We start from the raw sequence: 17,252 nt of genomic DNA on the forward strand, positions 1-17,252 counted from the left end.
CACGACGTAGAGCCGAGCTTGCTAGGCTATCGAAGCGGAGCAGCGGGGCGAGCTCCGCTCTACAACGGCACAAGGCGGCGGAGCAAGCTCCGCTCTACAGACGCTGCTTCCACTGCGCCAGGAACACCGCCGTCGCTGCCGCGACATTGAGGCTCTCGACGGCGCCGGTGCCGGGAATCGACAAGCGCGCATCGCAGGCCGCGGCCAAACGCGCATCCATCCCCTCGCCTTCGGCGCCCATCACGTAGACCAGGCGCTGCGGCAGCTTCGCGGCGAAGAGATCGTCGCCACCGCGCACCACGGTGGCGGCCAGCAAGAAGCCCGCATTTCGCAACTGGGCGGCCGCATTGTCGGTCTGCCCCATGCGCACCAGCGGCACCTGTTCGGCGCCGCCCTCGGCCACGCGTGCGGCCGCGCCGGAGATCGCCAGCGTCGAGTCACGCGGCAACAGGATGCCGGCGACGCCGAAGTGCGCGGCCGAGCGGAGGATCGCGCCGAAGTTGTGCGGGTTGCCTACCCCATCGAGCCACAGTGCCGCGACGGGCTGACTTTCGGGCGACGCGCGCAGCCAGTCGGACATCGGCAGCGGCTCGACCTTGCGCACATCCGCCACCACGCCTTCGTGGTGCGTGCTGGCGGCGAGCCGGTCCAGATCCCCCTCCTCCACGACGCGATAGCCCACGCGCTGCTTCACGCACCAGGCCAGCAAAGGCTTCAGCGCCTGGATCCGCGATTCGGTCAGGTACACCTTGCGGATCGCTTCCGGGCGCCGGGCGAACACCGCCTGCACGGCATTGAGGCCGTACAGGCGAAGTTCGTCGCGCGCGCTGCCGGCGGGACGCTCTTCGCGCGGCGCCTGCGCGCGTGCGGGGCGTTCTTCGGCGTCGCGCGGCGGCCGCCGGCGGTCGGGCGCGTGGCCCGGCGGACGCGGCGGACGGGTGTTCCAGGGATTGCTCACGTCAGGCCTTCGTCTTCCAGAAGTCGGCATTGCGGATGCCCAGCGCATCCGGGTCGAAGGTCGGGTCCAGGCCGAGCTTCTTCTGGCGTTCGTAGTCGCGCAGCGCGATCAACGCCGGCTTCTGCAGGATCAGGATGGCGATGACGTTCAACCACGCCATCAGGCCCACGCCGATGTCGCCCAGCGTCCAGGCCATCGCGGCGTTGTGATAGGCGCCGAAGATCACCATGCCCACGATGCCCAGGCGTAGCAGCAGCGTCGCCAGCGGGTGGGTCTTCTTCACGCCGGCCAGGTAGGTGAGATTGGTTTCGGCCATGTAGTAGTAGGCCATGATGGTGGTGAAGGCGAAGAAGAACAGCGCCAGCGCCACGAAGCCCGCACCCCAGCCCGGCAGCACCGACTCCACCGCCGCCTGGGTGAACTGCGCGCCTTCCGAAGGCTGCACGCCCGGCACGCCGGAGAAGATCTCCACCAGCGTCTCCTTGCCGTTCACGGTGACGCTCTTGAAGGTGTTGTACATGCCCGTGGACAGCAGCAGGAACGCCGTCGAGGTGCACACCAGCATGGTGTCGAAGTAGATCGCGAACGCCTGCACGTAGCCCTGCTTGGCCGGGTGCGAAACCTCGGCGGCCGCGGCGGCGTGCGGGCCGGTGCCCTGGCCGGCTTCGTTGGCGTAGATGCCGCGCTTCACGCCCCAGATGATGGCCTGGCCGATGATGGCGCCGAACGCCGCGTGCGCGCCGAACGCGCTGGAGAAGATGTCCGCGAACATCGCCGGCACCTTGCCCGCGTTGGCGATCATCACGATCACCGCCATCAGGATGAAGCCCAGCGCCATGAACGGCACCACGACTTCGGCGAACGTGGCGATGCGCTTGATGCCGCCGAAGATGATCAGCGCCAGCACCGCCGCCACGCCCACGCCCAACCACAGTTTCAGTGCGCCGGGACCACCCACGGCCTCGCAGGCACCGGCGCCGCACAGCACGTTGCTGGCGCTGTCGGCGATGGCATTGGCCTGCACGCCCGGCAGCAGCAGGCCGGTGGCGATGACGGTGGCCACAGCGAACGCTATCGCGTACCACTTCAGACCCATCGCCTTCTCGATGTAGTAGGCCGGGCCGCCGCGATAACGGCCTTCGCCGTCCTTTTCCTTGTAGATCTGGGCCAGGGTGCACTCGATGTACGAGGTCGACGCGCCCAGGAAGCCCATCACCCACATCCAGAACACCGCGCCGGGGCCGCCGTAGGCGATCGCCGTGGCGACGCCGGCGATGTTGCCGATGCCCATGCGCCCGGCCATCGAGATGGCCAGGGCTTGGAACGAGGACACGCCCGCTTCCGACTTCTGCCCGGTGACGGTCAGCCGGCACATCTCGGCGAAGCCGCGCACCTGCATCACGCGGGTGCGGAGGGTGAACCACAGGCCGGCACCCAGGCACAGCGCGATCAGCGCGTTGCTCCAGATGATGCCGTTCAACCAGTTGAAAAGGGCTTCCACGGGGATGCGTCTCCGTCGTTCGTGCGTGCGCTGGGATACGGGAAGGCGGCGCAGGGCGCCGCCGGGTCCCTGCAAGATAACCGCAACACGCGCCGCTGCGCAGTCCCCGCGGGCGTTTCAGCCCGGCCAGACCCGCCCGAACAGCCTCAGGTCGTGCAGTCCGTCCGGCTTGCGGATCGCGCTCCGTCGGCAACCTTCCTCGGCGAAGCCGTTCTTTTCCAGCACCCGCGCCGAGGCTGGATTGGTGTCCAGCACGTTCGCCTCGATCCTGAGCAGCCCCAACGCGGGCACAACCCATTCCAGGTAGGCCGCGACGATGCGCGTCATGTGGCCGAGCCCCCAGTGCCATCGGCCGAGCCAATAGCCCAATTCCGCACTATGCGCTTTCTCGCCCGCGTGCGGGCGCGCGCCGATCCCGCCGCAGGCCTCGCCGTCGATCTCGATCGCGAACACCGGGTGGCGGAGGTCGACGACGCGCCCGGCGAGGAAGGCCTCGCCGTCGGCGCGCGTGTAGGGATGCGGGAAGCGGTCGCTCAGGCCGCGCGGCACCTGCGGATCGTCCGCATGCCGCAGCAGTGCCTCCAGATCGTCCTGCCGCCATGCGCGCAGGAGGAACCCGTCGCCCCCGACGCGCACGCCATCGAACGGGCGTGCGCCGGCATCAGCCATGGCCGCCGACGGAGGGGGTTTCGGCTTCGAGCTTGCTCAGCTCGTGCGCGACCGCCTCGGGCGAGCGCGTGAACGGCGCGAGCAGCGCGTAGAACGCCGGCACCACGTACAGCGAGAGCAGCGTGGAGAAGGTCACACCGAAGATCACCACGATACCGATGGTCGCGCGGCTGGCCGAACCCGGGCCGCCGGCCAGCACCAGCGGCACCGCGCCGACGACGGTGGCCACCGACGTCATCAGGATCGGGCGCAGGCGCACGCGCGCGGATTCGGCGATGGCCTGCGCCACGCTGGCGCCGTCGTCGCGCAGCTGGTTGGCGAATTCGACGATCAGGATGCCGTTCTTCGCGGCCAAGCCGATCAGCATCACGATACCGATCTGACTGAAGAGGTTCAGCGTGCCGCCGGTCACCCACAGGCCGATCAGCGCGCCGAGCACCGCCAGCGGCACGGTCAGCATGATCACCAGCGGGTGGACAAAGCTCTCGAACTGCGCGGCCAGCACGAGGTACACGATCAGCAGCGCCAGGGTGAAGGTCAGGAGGATGGCACCGCCGGCTTCCTGGTATTCGCGCGATTCGCCCTTCCAGTCGATCTGCGCGTAGTCGGGCAGCTCTTCGTCCACTGCCTGCCGCGTCCATTCCAGCGCCTCGCCCATCGTGTAGCCCGGCGCAAGGCCGGCGCTGATGGTGATCGCACGCAGGCGGTTGAAGCGGTTGAACGTACCCGGCTCGGCGATCTCGATGAGCGTCACCAGGTTCGACAGCGGGATCAGCGCGCCATCGCTGCCGCGCACGTAGGTATTCGCCAGGTCTTCGGTGTTGGCGCGCTTCTCGCGGCCGGCCTGCAGCATGACGTCGTATTCCTCGCCGTTGTCCACGTACGTGGTCACCTGGCGCGAGCCCATCATCGTTTCCAGCGTGCGACCGATCTCCTGCACCGACACGCCCAGGTCGGCGGCGCGGTCGCGGTCGATGTTCACCCGCATCTGCGGGCGCGTTTCCTTGTAGTCCGAATCCGGATCCTGGATGCCCGGATTGCCTTCCATCCGCTGCAGGATGCGGTCGCGCCACTGCGCCAGTTCAGCGTAATCGGGGCCGCCGAGCACCAGCTGGTAGCGCTGCCCGCGGCTGCCGACCAGGCCACCGGCGACGTTCGCGCGCGCTTGCACGCCGGGCAGCTTGGACAGCTCGGCGCGCAGGCCGTTGACGACATCGTCGGTGGTGGCCTCGCGCTCGTGCCAGTCCTGCAGGAACACGATGACTTGGCCGGTATGCATGTCTTCGCTGCCGCCGAAGCCGCGCGGCACGCGGGAGTTGGCGCGCTCGATCGGCTTGTCGCCGCCGACCTGGCCCATCACGATGCGCTCCACCTGCTGCATCTGGTTCACCATGTAATCGAAGCCGGCGCCTTCCGGCCCATCGACCATGACGAAGAAGCGACCACGGTCTTCCGCGGGTGCCAGCTCGCTGGGCACGCGCAGGCCGAGCACGACGATGGCCATGCCGCACAGTGCCATCGCCAGCAGCACCAGGCCGAGGATGCGTTTGCCGCTCAGCGCCACCAGCCGTTCGACGTGGTGGCCGTAACCGGTACTGATGCGGTTGAGCGTGCGGTTGGTCCAGGCATTCAGCCCGCGCGGTTCGGTGTGCGGGCGCACCAGCTTGGACGACATCATCGGCGTCAGCGTCAGGGCGACGAACGCCGAGATCGCCACCGCCGCGGCCAGCGCTACCGACAGCTCGCGGAACAGGCGGCCCGTGTTGCCTTCCATGAAACCCACCGGCAGGAACACCGCCACCAGCACCGCAGTAGTCGCGATCACCGCGAAGGCGACCTGGGTGGTCCCGCGGCGCGCCGCGACCAGGGCCGGCTCGCCAAGGTCGGCGCGGCGCTGCACGTTCTCAAGCACCACGATGGCGTCGTCCACCACCAGGCCGATGCAGAGCACGAGCGCGAGCAGGGTCAGCAGGTTGATCGAGAAGCCGAATGCGTACAGCGCGATGAACGCGGAGATCAGGCACACCGGCACCGTCACCGCCGGGATCAGCGCCGCGCGCAGGCTGCCGAGGAACAGCCAGATGACCAGGAACACGAGCACCATCGCCTCGCCCAGCGTCCAGTACACGCGCTCGATGGAGGCCTCGATGAAGGTGGTGCTGTCGAAGGCGACGAAGATCTCGGTGCCCTCGGGAAGGGTCTGCTGGATTACCTCGGCTTCGGCACGCGCCGCGCGCGCCACGTCCAGCGCGTTCGCAGTGGAGGTGCGCACGATGCCCAGGCCGACGTTCGGGACCGCGTTGCTGCGCAGGTAGGAACGGCGCTCTTCCGCGCCGAGTTCCACCTGCGCCACGTCGCCGAGCCGTACCACGTAGCCGTCGGTGCCCTTGCGCAGCGGCAGCTGGGCGAACTGTTCCGGGCGCTGGTAGCCGCGCTCGACGCGCAGGGTGAAATCGCGCGTCTGCGACTCGATCCGGCCGGCCGGCAGCTCGACGTTCTGCGCGCGCAACGCGGTTTCCACGTCGCTGGTGGTCACGCCGCGCGCGGCCATCGCCTCGCGGTCCAGCCAGACGCGCATCGCGTAGCGCTGGCCGCCGCCGAGCTGCACGCGCGCCACGCCGTCGAGCGCGGAGAGCCGATCCAGCACGTAGCGGTCGGCGTAGTCCGTCAGCTCCATCGTGTCCATCACGGTGGAACGCATGTTCAACCAGATGATGACGTCGGCGTCCGCCTCGACCTTGGAGATCTGCGGCGGATCGGCTTCTTCCGGCAGGCGGTTCATCACCCGGCTGACGCGGTCGCGCACGTCGTTGGCGGCGGCTTCGATGTCGCGGCTGAGGTTGAATTCGATGGTCACGTCCGAGCGGCCGTTTCGGCTGCTGGACTGAATGGTCTTGATGCCCTCGATGCCGGACAGGCCATCCTCGAGGATCTGGGTGATGCGCGTCTCGACCACGGCGGCGGAGGCGCCCGGGTAGTTCACCTCCACCGAGACGATCGGCGGATCGATGTTGGGCAGCTCGCGCAGGGTCAAGCGCAGGAACGACATCACGCCCAGCACGACCAGCAGCAGGCTGACCACCACCGCGAAGACGGGGCGCTTGATCGACAGGTCGGAGAGCTTCATGGCGCTCAGCCCTGGCCGTCGGCGGCGGGCGCATCCTGCTTCGCCGGCGCGGCGGGCGCGGCATCGGCGACCTTCACGCCGGGGCGCAGCTTGCCGGTCCCGTCGATGACGATGCGATCGCCCGCGGCCACGCCCTTCACGATCTCGACCTGGCCATCGCGGCGCACGCCAGCGGTGACTGCGGCCTGCTCGACGCTACCGTCGGCCTTCACCCGGTACACGAACGAATCACGCCCCACCTGCACCACCGCGATCTCCGGGATCACCAGCGCCTGGCGCTCGGGACGGAAGAGGCGCACGTCGAGCAGCATGCCCGGGCGCAGCTTGCGGCCGTCGTTGGGGAACACGGCACGCACGGTGACCGCGCGGATGGCCGGGTCGATGCGCGCATCGACGGTCTCGACCTTGCCTTCGAAGGTTTCGCCCGGGAATGCGGTCGTGGTGGCGGTGACGACGTGGCCGTCTTCCACCGAAGCGAGCGCGGCTTCCGGCACCTGAAAGTCCACGTACATGCGCGAGACGTCGTCGAGCGTGGCGATGGTGCTGTTGGCGGTGATCAGCGAGCCGGGGCTGACCTGGCGGATGCCGAGCACGCCGGCGAACGGCGCCCGCACGCTGCGATCGCCGATGTCCGCACGTGCCTGACGCACGCGCGCGGCGGCGGCATCGCGCAACGCCAGTTGGGTGTCCAGCTGCGAGCGCGCGATCAGCTGCTGGTCGGCGAGTTCCTTCTGCCGGCGGTACAGGCGCTCGGCTTCGGCGTAGGTGGCCTCGGCCTGGACCAACGCGGCTTGCGCGGCATCGCCCTTCAGGGTGACCAGCTTCTGTCCGGCGGCGACCTGCTGGCCGCTTTCGAAGTGCACGTCCTGGACGATCTCGCTGACCTTCGCGGTCAGGGTCACGGACTCACGCGCCTTGGCGGTGCCAAGCGCTTGCAGGGTGTCGCTCCAGGCCGACGGCTGCACCACCGCGGTGGTGACCGGAATAGGACGCTCGGCCGCGTTGCCGTTCGCCTTCGCCTGCGGCTCCGAGCCGCCGCAGGCGGCGAGCAGCAGGAGCGGCAGGACGGCCGCGAGGCGGCGGGTTCCGGTTCGGCTGAGCATGGATCATCCCGTAATCTTCGTTATCCACGGAGTTTAACGAGCCTACGTGGCCCGCGCTGGCGTGGATGCGGCGGTTCGTGCCGGAAACGCGCCGAAGGGCGTGCGGTGGACACGCCCGACCATGACCAATGACCCTTGCAGCGTACGCCGGTCAGTCGAGCCCGAGATGAGCCAGGACCTGCAGGGCGAGCGCCTCCGGATCGCCCGCGCCGGCGTCGAGGTGCAGTTCCGCATGCTCCGGCGCCTCGTAGGGCGAGTCGATGCCGGTGAAGTTGGGGATCAGGCCGGCGCGCGCCTTCCTGTACAGCCCCTTCACGTCGCGCGATTCGGCCAACGCCAGCGGCACGTCGACGAAGACCTCGACGAACTCGCCGTCGTCGAACCGTTCGCGCGCCATCCGGCGCTCGGCGCGGAACGGCGAGATGAAGCTGACCAGCACGATCAGGCCGGCGTCGGTCATCAGCTTGGCCACTTCCGACACACGGCGGATGTTCTCCACGCGGTCTTCGTCGGTGAAGCCCAGGTCGCGGTTCAGGCCATGGCGCACGTTGTCGCCGTCCAGCAGGAAGCTGTGGTAGCCGAGCGCGTGCAGCCGCTTGTCGACGAGGTTGGCGATCGTCGACTTGCCCGCACCCGACAGGCCGGTGAACCACAGCACCTTCGGCACCTGGCCCTTCTGGCGCGCGCGGGCGGCCTTGTCCACGTCGACGTGCTGCCAATGCACGTTGCCGGCGCGGCGCAGGGCGAAGTCCAGCGTGCCGGCGCCCGCCGTGCTGTTGTCGTAGCGATCAATCAGGATGAAGCCGCCCAGCGCGCGGTCGCGTGCGTAGGCCTCGAACGCGATCGGTTCGTCCAGGCTGAGGTTGCAATAGCCCACTTCGTTGAGCTCCAGCCGCTTGGCGGCCAGGTGCTCCTGGGTGTTCACGTCGATGCGGTGTTTGATCTCGGTGACCGTGGCCGACACGGTGCGCGCACCGATCTTCATCAGGTAGGGCCGGCCCGGCAGCAGCGGCGCATCCGACATCCACAGCAGGTGGGCGGCGAACTGGTCGGCGACTTCGGGCGGATCGCCCGCCGCGGCGATCACGTCGCCCCGGCTGACGTCGATCTCCTCGGTCAGAGTCAACGTGACCGCCTGACCGGCCGAGGCGGATGCGACTTCGCCATCGGCATCGAGCACCCGCGCCACCCGCGTGCGGCGCGACGACGGCAGCACGACCACCTCGTCGCCCGGCTTCACCACGCCCGCCGCGATAGTGCCGGCGTAGCCGCGGAAGTTCTGGTGCGGGCGGTTCACCCACTGCACCGGCAGGCGCAGGCCGGCGCCGTCGGCCTGCGCATCGATCTGCACGCGTTCCAGGTGTTCGAGCAGGGCGGGACCGTCGTACCAGGGCGTGCGCGACGAACGCGAGGACAGGTTGTCGCCCTCCAGCGCCGACAACGGGATGCAGGTGACCTCGTCGATGCCCAGGCGCCGCGCCAGCGCGCGGTAGTCGTCGGCGATGCGCGTGAACACCGTCTCGTCGAAATCGACCAGGTCCATCTTGTTCACCGCCAGCACCACGTGGCGGATGCCGAGCAGCGAGACGATGTAACTGTGCCGATGGGTCTGCGTCAGCAGGCCCTTGCGCGCATCCACCAGCACCACGGCCAGGTCCGCGGTGGACGCCCCGGTGGCCATGTTGCGGGTGTATTGCTCGTGGCCGGGGCAGTCGGCGACGATGAATTTGCGCTGGTCGGTGTCGAAGTAGCGGTAGGCCACATCGATGGTGATGCCCTGCTCGCGCTCGGCAGCCAGGCCGTCCAGCAGCAGCGCGTAATCGATGCGCTCGCCCTGGGTGCCGTGCTTGCGGCTGTCCTTCTCCAGCGCGGCCAGTTGATCGTCGAACAGGCGCTTGCTGTCGTACAGCAGGCGGCCGATCAGCGTGCTCTTGCCGTCATCCACGCTGCCGCAGGTGATGAAGCGCAGCAACGGCTTTTCTTCATGCTGCTTGAGGTAAGAGGCGATGTCTTCCGTATTGCTCATGCCGCCGCTACCTCGATCTTTCCAGCCTCGGGTGCATCAGCCTCGGTATCGTCATCCCAGCGAACGCTGGGATCCATCTTGATTTTGCTTGGCATCCCTGCGCGAGACATGCATCGCGCAAACGTCAAAGTGGGTCCCAGCCTTCGCTGGGACGACGGGGTAAGGGCGTTCATCAGAAATACCCCTCCAGCTTCTTCTTCTCCATCGACGCCCCGGGGTCGTGGTCGATCACCCGGCCCTGGCGTTCGGAACTGGTGGTCACCAGCATCTCGGCAATGATCTTCTCCAGCGAATCGGCCTCGGATTCGATCGCGCCGGTCAGCGGGTAGCAGCCCAGCGTGCGGAAACGCACGCGGCGCTGCTGCGGCACTTCGCCCCCGTGCAGCGGCAGGCGCTCGTCGTCGACCATGATCAGCGCGCCGTCGCGCTCGACCACCGGTCGCTCGGCGGCGAAATACAGCGGCACCACCGGGATGTGCTCGCGGTAGATGTAGAGCCAGATGTCCAGCTCGGTCCAGTTCGACAACGGGAAAACGCGCACGCTCTCGCCGGTGTTGATACGCGCGTTGTACAGGTTCCACAGCTCGGGACGCTGGTTCTTCGGGTCCCAGCGGTGCTTGTCGTTGCGGAACGAGAATACGCGCTCCTTGGCGCGCGACTTTTCCTCGTCGCGGCGGGCACCGCCGATGGCGGCATCGAACCTGTAGTGGTCCAGCGCCTGCTTCAGGCCCTGGGTCTTCATCACGTCGGTGTGGACCGTGGCGCCGTGGGTGATCGGGCCGATGTCGCGGGCGATGCCGTCCGGGTTGATGTGCACGCGCAGGTCCACGCCGGTCTCGGCGGCGCGGCGGTCGCGGAAGGCGATCATCTCGCGGAACTTCCAGCGCGTGTCCACGTGCAGCAGCGGGATCGGCGGTCGGGCCGGGGCGAACGCCTTCAGCAGCAGATGCAGCAGCACCGAGCTGTCCTTGCCCACCGAGTACAGCAGCACCGGGTTGCGGAATTCGGCGGCGACCTCCCTCAGGATGTGGATGCTTTCCGCTTCCAGGCGGTCGAGGTGGGACAGGCGGTGTACGGCGGTCATCGAGGGGCGCGGCAGGGGTGGAATCCGGACGCGCTAGCCTATCAGGGCTTCGCCATGGGACCGGGAGGGCGGCCAGTATTCGGCCACGGGCTCATGCCGGCGAAATAAGCGGGGGACATAAGCCCATAACCAGGCGTCCTTTCTGCTCGCCGGAACGGGTTCCTAACATCGACCCTCCCAGTCGTGCCGTGGGCCCTACCGATGTCCGCCACCCAACCCGTCCCCGCCCCCATCCCCCTCGCGGAGGAACGGCGGGCGCTGCTGGCGCAGGCGGTGGCCGGGCTGGACGGCGCCAGCCTGTGGTGGATCTCCGGCTATGCCGCTGGATTGGCGCAGGCCCAGTTGGCCCCACAGGCCTCGCCCGCCGCGTTGCCGAAGGCGATCACGCCTGCCGCCAGTCCGCAGACGGCCCAGCGACTGACCATCGTCTACGGCAGCCAGACCGGCAACGCCCGCCGTGCCGCCGAAGCGCTTGCGCAACAGGCCGAAGCGGCCGGACTGTCGGTCCGCCTGTTGCGCGCCGACGCCTACCCGCAGCGCGAGCTGGCGGCCGAACGCCTGCTCTATATCGTCATCAGCACCCAGGGCGAAGGCGACCCGCCGGACGACAGCATCGGCCTGGTCGAATTCCTGCGCGGCAAGCGCGCGCCGAAGCTGCCGGAACTGAAGTACGCCGTGCTCGGTCTCGGCGATTCCAGCTATGCCGATTTCTGCGGCATCGCGACGCGGCTGGACGCACGACTGGCCGAACTGGGCGGCAGCCGCCTGTTCGCCGCGGGGCTGGCGGACCTGGACATCGACACCGTCGCCACGCCGTGGCGCGAACAGGCCGTGGCGCATGCCCGCGACCTGCTGAAAGCACCGGCAGCGGTCTCGGCCCCGCTGGCGACCGTCACGCCGCTGCGACCTGGTCACGCCGCCGCGTGGTCGCACGAGCACCCGTTCCCCGCCGAGCTGCTGCTCAACCAGCGCATCAGCGGCCGCGACTTCAAGGGCCCGCGCTTCGGCCAGCACGGCACCGCCGACAAAGACGTGCGGCATGTCGAGCTGTCGCTGGAAGGCAGCGGCCTGCATTACGAACCCGGCGACGCGCTCGGCGTGCGCCACCGCAACCCGGCCGCGCTGGTCGATGGCGTGCTGGATGCGTTGAAACTCGATGGCGATACGGCCGTCAGCGACAGCGGCGACACCCTGCCGCTGCGCGAGTGGCTGGCCGCGCGCCGCGAGCTGACCCGCCTGTCGCGGCCGTTCCTCGCCACGCACGCCGCGCACGCCCAGGCCGACGACCTCAACGCCCTGCTCGGCCCGGCCAATGCGCCGTCGCTGGGGCAGTTGTTCGGCAGCCACCAGATCATCGACGTGTTGCGCCGCTGGCCCGCCGGCTGGAGCGCGCAGGAACTGGTCGCCGCCCTGCGTCCGCTCGCACCGCGCCTGTACTCGATCGCCTCCAGCCGCAAGCGCGTGGGCGAGGAAGCGCACCTGACCGTCGACGTGCTCGGCTACGAGGCCTTTGGCCACGCCCATGGCGGCGCCGCCAGCGGCTTCCTGTCGGCGCTGGACGAAGGGGACCAGGTGCCGGTCTACATCGAGGCCAACGAACGCTTCCGCGTGCCGGCCGACAGCAGCCGCGACATCCTGATGATCGGCCCGGGCACCGGCGTGGCGCCGTTCCGCGGTTTCGTGCAGGAACGCGCCGAGACCGGCGCGCGCGGACGCAACTGGCTTTTCTTCGGCGCGCAGCATTTCAACCACGGCTTCTTCTACCAGAGCGAGTGGCAGGACGCGCTGCGCAACGGAGAGCTCCATCGCCTGGACCTGGCGTTCTCGCGCGACCAGGCCCGCAAGATCTACGTCCAGGACCGCCTGCGCGAACGCGGCCGCGAGGTTTACGACTGGCTGCAGAACGGCGCGCACCTGTACGTCTGCGGCGCCATCACGATGGGCAAGGACGTGCATGCCGCGCTGCAGGCCATCGTGGCCGAGCACGGCGGGCTGGATGCGGAGGCCGCCCGCGAGTACCTGGTGACCCTGCAGACGGAGGGGCGCTATAGCCGCGACGTGTACTGACGTCGCTCCTACAGCGGAACACCGATGAGCAATCACTCCGTCGAAGACATCAAATCCGAGAGCCACCGCCTGCGCGGCAGCCTGCTCGACAGCCTGGCCGATCCGGTCACCGGTGCGCTGCGCGAAGCGGACCAGACGCTGATCAAGTACCACGGCAGCTACCAGCAGGACGACCGCGACTTGCGCGACGAGCGCCGCCGGCAGAAGCTGGAGCCGGCCTACCAGTTCATGATCCGCACGCGCACGCCGGGCGGCGTGGTCACCCCGGAGCAGTGGCTGAAGCTGGACGCGATCGCCACCCGGTATGCCAACCATTCGCTGCGCATCACCACGCGCCAGGCCTTCCAGTTCCACGGCGTCATCAAGCGCGAACTGAAGGCGACGATGCAGGCCATCAACGCTGCGTTGATCGACACGCTGGCCGCCTGCGGCGACGTCAACCGCAACGTGCTGGTCGCGGCCAATCCGCTGGTGTCGCGTGCGCACGCCGAGGTGCAGGCGTGGGCGGCAAAGCTGTCCGAACACCTGCTCCCCAATACCCGCGCCTACTACGAGATCTGGCTGGACGAGGAGCGCGTGGCCGGCAGCGGCGAGGAAGAGGAGCCCATCTACGGCGCCACCTACCTGCCGCGCAAGTTCAAGATCGGCTTCGCGGTACCGCCGGTCAACGACGTGGACGTGTTCGCCAACGACCTCGGCTTCATCGCGGTCCTCGATGACGGCGTGCTGGCCGGCTTCAACCTGGTGATCGGCGGCGGCATGGGCGCGACCCATGGCGATGCGGACACCTACCCGCGCGTCGGCAACGTGGTCGGCTTCATCACGCCCGAGCAGCTGCTCGATGTCGCCACGGCGGTGGTCACCACCCAGCGCGACCTCGGTAACCGCGACGTGCGCAAGCGCGCGCGCTTCAAGTACACGATCGACGACCATGGCCTGGAGACGGTGGTCGGCGAGATCGAGCGCCGCAGCGGCGTGACGCTGCAGCCGGTGCATGCGTTCCGCTTCGACCACAACGGCGACCGCTACGGCTGGGTGGAAGGCGAAGACGGGCGTTGGCACCTGACCCTGCATCTGTTCGCCGGGCGCATCGCCGACACCGCGCATGCGACGCACCTGACCGGCCTGCGCGAGATCGCCAACGTGCATCGGAGCGAGTTCCGCATGACGGCGAACCAGAATCTGGTGATCGCCGGGGTGCCCGCCGGCGAACGCGAGCGCATCGACGCGCTGGTGAAGGCGCACGGACTGGATGACGGGCAGCGCCTGGGCACGGCCCTGCAGCGCGCGGCGGTGGCCTGCGTGGCGCTGCCGACGTGCGGCCTGGCGATGGCGGAAGCCGAACGCTATCTGCCCGACTTCACCGACCGCCTGCAGCCGCTGCTCCAGAAGCACGGCCTGCGCGATGCGCCGATCCTGCTGCGCATCTCCGGCTGCCCCAACGGCTGCTCGCGTCCCTATCTCGCCGAGATCGCCCTCGTCGGCAAGGCGCCGGGCCGCTACAACCTGATGCTCGGCGGCGACGCACGCGGACAACGCCTCAACACGCTGTACCGCGAGAACATCGACGAGGCCGCCATCCTCGACACGCTCGACGGTCTGTTCGCGCGCTACGCCGGCGAACGCGACGACGGCGAAGGCTTCGGCGACTTCCTCCACCGCAGCGGCGTGGTCACCCTGCCCGCCTACCCCACCCACCGACAGATCGCCCTGGAACTGCACGCATGAGCGCCCCCGCCCTTTCCCTGGACACCGACCAGATCGCCGAGCAGAACGCGTGGCTGGAAACGCAGACGGCCGAGCAGCGCGTCGCCTGGGCGCTCAAGCACGGGCCGGCCGAAGCCGCCATGTCATCCAGCTTCGGCGCCCAGGCCGCGGTGCTGCTGCACATGGTCTCGCAGCAGAAGCCGGACGTGCCGGTGATCCTGATCGACACCGGCTACCTGTTCCCCGAGACCTACCGCTTCGCCGACGAATTGGTCGAGCGCCTGAAGCTCAACCTGCAGGTGTTCCGCCCGCTGGTCAGCCGCGCGTGGATGGAAGCCCGCCACGGTCGCCTGTGGGAACAAGGCCTGGTCGGCATCGAGCAGTACAACAGCCTGCGCAAGGTGGAGCCGATGAAGCGGGCCCTGAAGGAACTCGGCGTGGGCACCTGGTTCACTGGCCTGCGCCGTACCCAGGCGACCAGCCGTGCGAACGCACCGGTGCTGCAGCAGCGCGAGGAACGCTGGAAGCTCAACCCGATCGTCGACTGGACCGATCGCGACGTCTGGCAGTACATGAAGCAGCACGACCTGCCTTATCACCCGCTGTGGGAACAGGGCTACGTGTCGATCGGCGACTTCCACACCACGCGCCGCTGGGAGCCCGGCATGCGCGAAGAAGACACCCGCTTCAACGGCCTCAAGCGCGAGTGCGGCATCCACATCGAGGTCTGACGGCCGAGCGTCCTCAGCCCTGAGCTTCGCCCCGGGTCCACCCGGTTTCGTCGCCGGATCGCGGGTTCCGTCGCGGCCCCCCTTCCCTGCGCGGGCGACCCCGTTATCCTCCACGGCACTCCCGACGCCGTGGTGCCCGACGTGTTCCCCAGCCTGCTCCTGATCATCCGCATCCTTATCGCCTGGTTCGGCGCGGTACTCATCGCGGGCCTGGTGTGGAACGGCTTGTTCGAGCACACGTTCCTGTCCGGCGGCGCCAGCTGGTTGTTCAACCTGGCCGCGACGCTGGTCATGATCTCGGTGCTGATCGGCACGATCAGCCACCTGCGCCGCATCTGGCTGATCACCGGACGCCTGGACAGCGCCGCGCTGTCGAGTCGCCAGCGCAGGCAGATCGAAGTGCCGCTGGACACCGCTGCGGCGTTTTCCCTGATCGAAGGCGTACTGCGCGAGCTGCCGCGCGCCGAAGACGCGGAAAGCGCGCCCGACAGCCTTCAGTTGCGCGTCAAGGTGCGCCGAGTGGACAGCTTCGACGGCCCCAGCCAGCCTTCGCGCTTCAACATCATGGCGCGCTTCGCAGTGAAGCGCGACCTGGTGCAGGCCACGGTCACGCCAGGCAACGGCACCAGCAGCATCACCCTGATGGTCGGGCCGGACGCGAGCGCGTGGCTGGACCTGTTCGTGCTCGACGACGGCGTCAACGTGGAGAACGCCGAAGCCGTCACCCGCGCCATCACCCGCCGCGTCGCCGACCAGCGCAGGCAGGAACAGGCCGACGTCGTGAAGACCGTCAGCGAAAAGGAACTGACGGTGGCGCGCCTGAACCTGCTCAACGCGCAGGTGGAGCCACACTTCCTCTACAACACGCTGGCCAGCGCGCAGGTGCTGACGCGCACCGATCCGCCGCGCGCCGACATCATGCTGGGCCACCTGATCCAGTACCTGCGCAGCTCGCTGCCGCGCACCGACGATGCGCTCTCCACGCTGGGCGAGGAACTGGAACGCACCCAAGCCTACCTCGAGATCCTGAAGATCCGCATGGGCACGCGGCTCAACGTGCAGGTCGAGGTGCCGGACGCGCTGAAGCCGGTGCCAATGCCGTCGATGATGCTGCAGACACTGGTCGAGAACGCGATCAAGCACGGGCTGGAGCCGAAGACCGGCGGCGGCACCATCTGGATCCTTGCCCGCAAGCACGACGACCACGCCACGCTCACCGTCGCCGACGATGGCCAGGGTTTCGGCGGCCAGAGCACGGGTACCGGCATCGGCCTGAAGAACCTGCGCGAACGCCTGCGCCTGACCTTCGGCAACGAGGCTTCGTTCGCCATCGTGTCCAACTTCCCCAGTGGCGTCGCTGCCACGCTGACGCTGCCGCTGGCCGGCAAGGCGGGTGCCGCATGAACTTCCGGGGCGTGATCGCCGAGGACGAGGAACTGCTGCGTACGGCGCTGTCCTCGTTGTTGAAGGACACCTGGCCGCAGCTGCAGATCGTGGCCGAATGCGAGGACGGCGCCAGCGCGCTGGAGTCGATCGCCGAGCTGCAGCCGGATGTCGCCTTCCTCGATATCCGCATGCCCGGCCTGACCGGCATCGAGGTGGCGCGCGGCCTGGCGGAGGCCAGCCCGCGCACGCAGGTCGTGTTCGTCACCGCTTACGACCAGTACGCGATCGACGCGTTCGAGCAGGGCGCGATCGACTACCTGCTGAAGCCGATCACGCGCGAGCGGTTGCTGGCCACCGTGCAGCGCATCCAGGCGCGTGTGGCGGCGGGGCATCCGGATGGCGCCACGCTGGACGCGCTGCTGCGGCACCTGTCGGCGCGCCAGGTCGCCTCGTCCAAGCCGCCGCTGGTGTGGATCACCGCCAGCGCGGGCAAGGACACCAAGCTGATCATGGTGGACGACGTGGCCTACTTCCAGGCGGACAACAAGTACACCACGGTGATGACGGCCGAGGGCGAATCGCTGCTGCGCACGCCGCTGCGCGAACTGCTGGATTCGCTGGACGCCACCACCTTCAAGCAGATCCACCGCTCCACCATCGTCAACATGAAGGCCGTGGCCTCGGTCAGTCGCGACGACACCGGCCGCGGCCGGCTGAAGCTGAAGAACCGCCCGGAGACGCTGACCGTAAGCCAGCCTTTCATGACCCTGTTCCGCAACATGTAGCGCCGCCGTAAACCCTGCCGCCCCGTGCGGCATCCAACGTGGCATCGCCGGCATGGCGCCTTCGCGCCGTGGTGGGCATGCCCTTGCCGAATGGAAACCGAGGAACCG

Annotated in this window: 12 protein-coding genes; 5 read left to right on the forward strand and 7 right to left on the reverse strand. The window is 68.6% G+C overall.

What is annotated here, in order from left to right:
• Nucleotides 1-94: 94 nt before the first annotated feature.
• From AC23D6_RS15915 to cysD, 7 genes are all read right to left on the reverse strand, one after another.
• Entirely contained in the window at nucleotides 95-988 is an 894-nt protein-coding gene (locus AC23D6_RS15915; protein WP_487750183.1) for a TrmH family RNA methyltransferase, read from the reverse strand.
• Entirely contained in the window at nucleotides 960-2,459 is a 1,500-nt protein-coding gene (locus AC23D6_RS15920) for an alanine/glycine:cation symporter family protein (RefSeq protein ID WP_487750184.1), read from the reverse strand. Before AC23D6_RS15920 ends, AC23D6_RS15915 begins: the two co-directional genes overlap by 29 nt.
• 117 nt (nucleotides 2,460-2,576) lie before the next feature.
• Nucleotides 2,577-3,128: a GNAT family N-acetyltransferase gene (locus tag AC23D6_RS15925; RefSeq protein ID WP_487750185.1), complete on the reverse strand. Its 552-nt coding sequence runs from the start codon at nucleotides 3,126-3,128 to the stop codon at nucleotides 2,577-2,579.
• Entirely contained in the window at nucleotides 3,121-6,255 is a 3,135-nt protein-coding gene (locus tag AC23D6_RS15930; RefSeq protein ID WP_487750186.1) for an efflux RND transporter permease subunit, read from the reverse strand. Before AC23D6_RS15930 ends, AC23D6_RS15925 begins: the two co-directional genes overlap by 8 nt.
• A gap of 5 nt (nucleotides 6,256-6,260) precedes the next feature.
• Nucleotides 6,261-7,358 (reverse strand): efflux RND transporter periplasmic adaptor subunit, encoded by a 1,098-nt coding sequence (locus tag AC23D6_RS15935; protein ID WP_487750187.1) that lies wholly within the window; start codon nucleotides 7,356-7,358, stop codon nucleotides 6,261-6,263.
• 151 nt (nucleotides 7,359-7,509) lie between these two features.
• Nucleotides 7,510-9,384 (reverse strand): sulfate adenylyltransferase subunit CysN, encoded by a 1,875-nt coding sequence (gene cysN / locus AC23D6_RS15940; protein WP_487750188.1) that lies wholly within the window; start codon nucleotides 9,382-9,384, stop codon nucleotides 7,510-7,512.
• Nucleotides 9,385-9,556: 172 nt separating this feature from the next.
• Nucleotides 9,557-10,468 (reverse strand): sulfate adenylyltransferase subunit CysD, encoded by a 912-nt coding sequence (cysD, locus tag AC23D6_RS15945; protein WP_487750189.1) that lies wholly within the window; start codon nucleotides 10,466-10,468, stop codon nucleotides 9,557-9,559.
• 201 nt (nucleotides 10,469-10,669) lie between these two features.
• Here cysD and AC23D6_RS15950 point away from each other — a divergent pair, with 201 nt between their 5' ends.
• The 5 genes from AC23D6_RS15950 (at nucleotide 10,670) to AC23D6_RS15970 (ending at nucleotide 17,144) form a co-directional block, all read left to right on the forward strand.
• Nucleotides 10,670-12,535, forward strand: a complete 1,866-nt coding sequence (locus tag AC23D6_RS15950) for an assimilatory sulfite reductase (NADPH) flavoprotein subunit (RefSeq protein ID WP_487750190.1) — start codon at nucleotides 10,670-10,672, stop codon at nucleotides 12,533-12,535.
• A gap of 24 nt (nucleotides 12,536-12,559) precedes the next feature.
• The gene (cysI, locus tag AC23D6_RS15955) at nucleotides 12,560-14,263 is read left to right on the forward strand and encodes an assimilatory sulfite reductase (NADPH) hemoprotein subunit (RefSeq protein ID WP_487750191.1); all 1,704 of its coding nucleotides are present in this window, start codon (nucleotides 12,560-12,562) and stop codon (nucleotides 14,261-14,263) included.
• Nucleotides 14,260-14,973, forward strand: a complete 714-nt coding sequence (locus AC23D6_RS15960; protein ID WP_487750192.1) for a phosphoadenylyl-sulfate reductase — start codon at nucleotides 14,260-14,262, stop codon at nucleotides 14,971-14,973. Before cysI ends, AC23D6_RS15960 begins: the two co-directional genes overlap by 4 nt.
• A 141-nt stretch (nucleotides 14,974-15,114) precedes the next feature.
• Nucleotides 15,115-16,377 carry a sensor histidine kinase gene (locus AC23D6_RS15965; RefSeq protein WP_487752662.1) on the forward strand — a complete coding sequence of 421 codons (1,263 nt, stop codon included), beginning with the start codon at nucleotides 15,115-15,117 and terminating at the stop codon, nucleotides 16,375-16,377.
• Entirely contained in the window at nucleotides 16,374-17,144 is a 771-nt protein-coding gene (locus AC23D6_RS15970) for a LytR/AlgR family response regulator transcription factor (protein WP_487750193.1), read from the forward strand. Before AC23D6_RS15965 ends, AC23D6_RS15970 begins: the two co-directional genes overlap by 4 nt.
• Nucleotides 17,145-17,252 lie beyond the last annotated feature (108 nt).

It is taken from the genome of Pseudoxanthomonas sp. G3 (genome assembly GCF_057654715.1).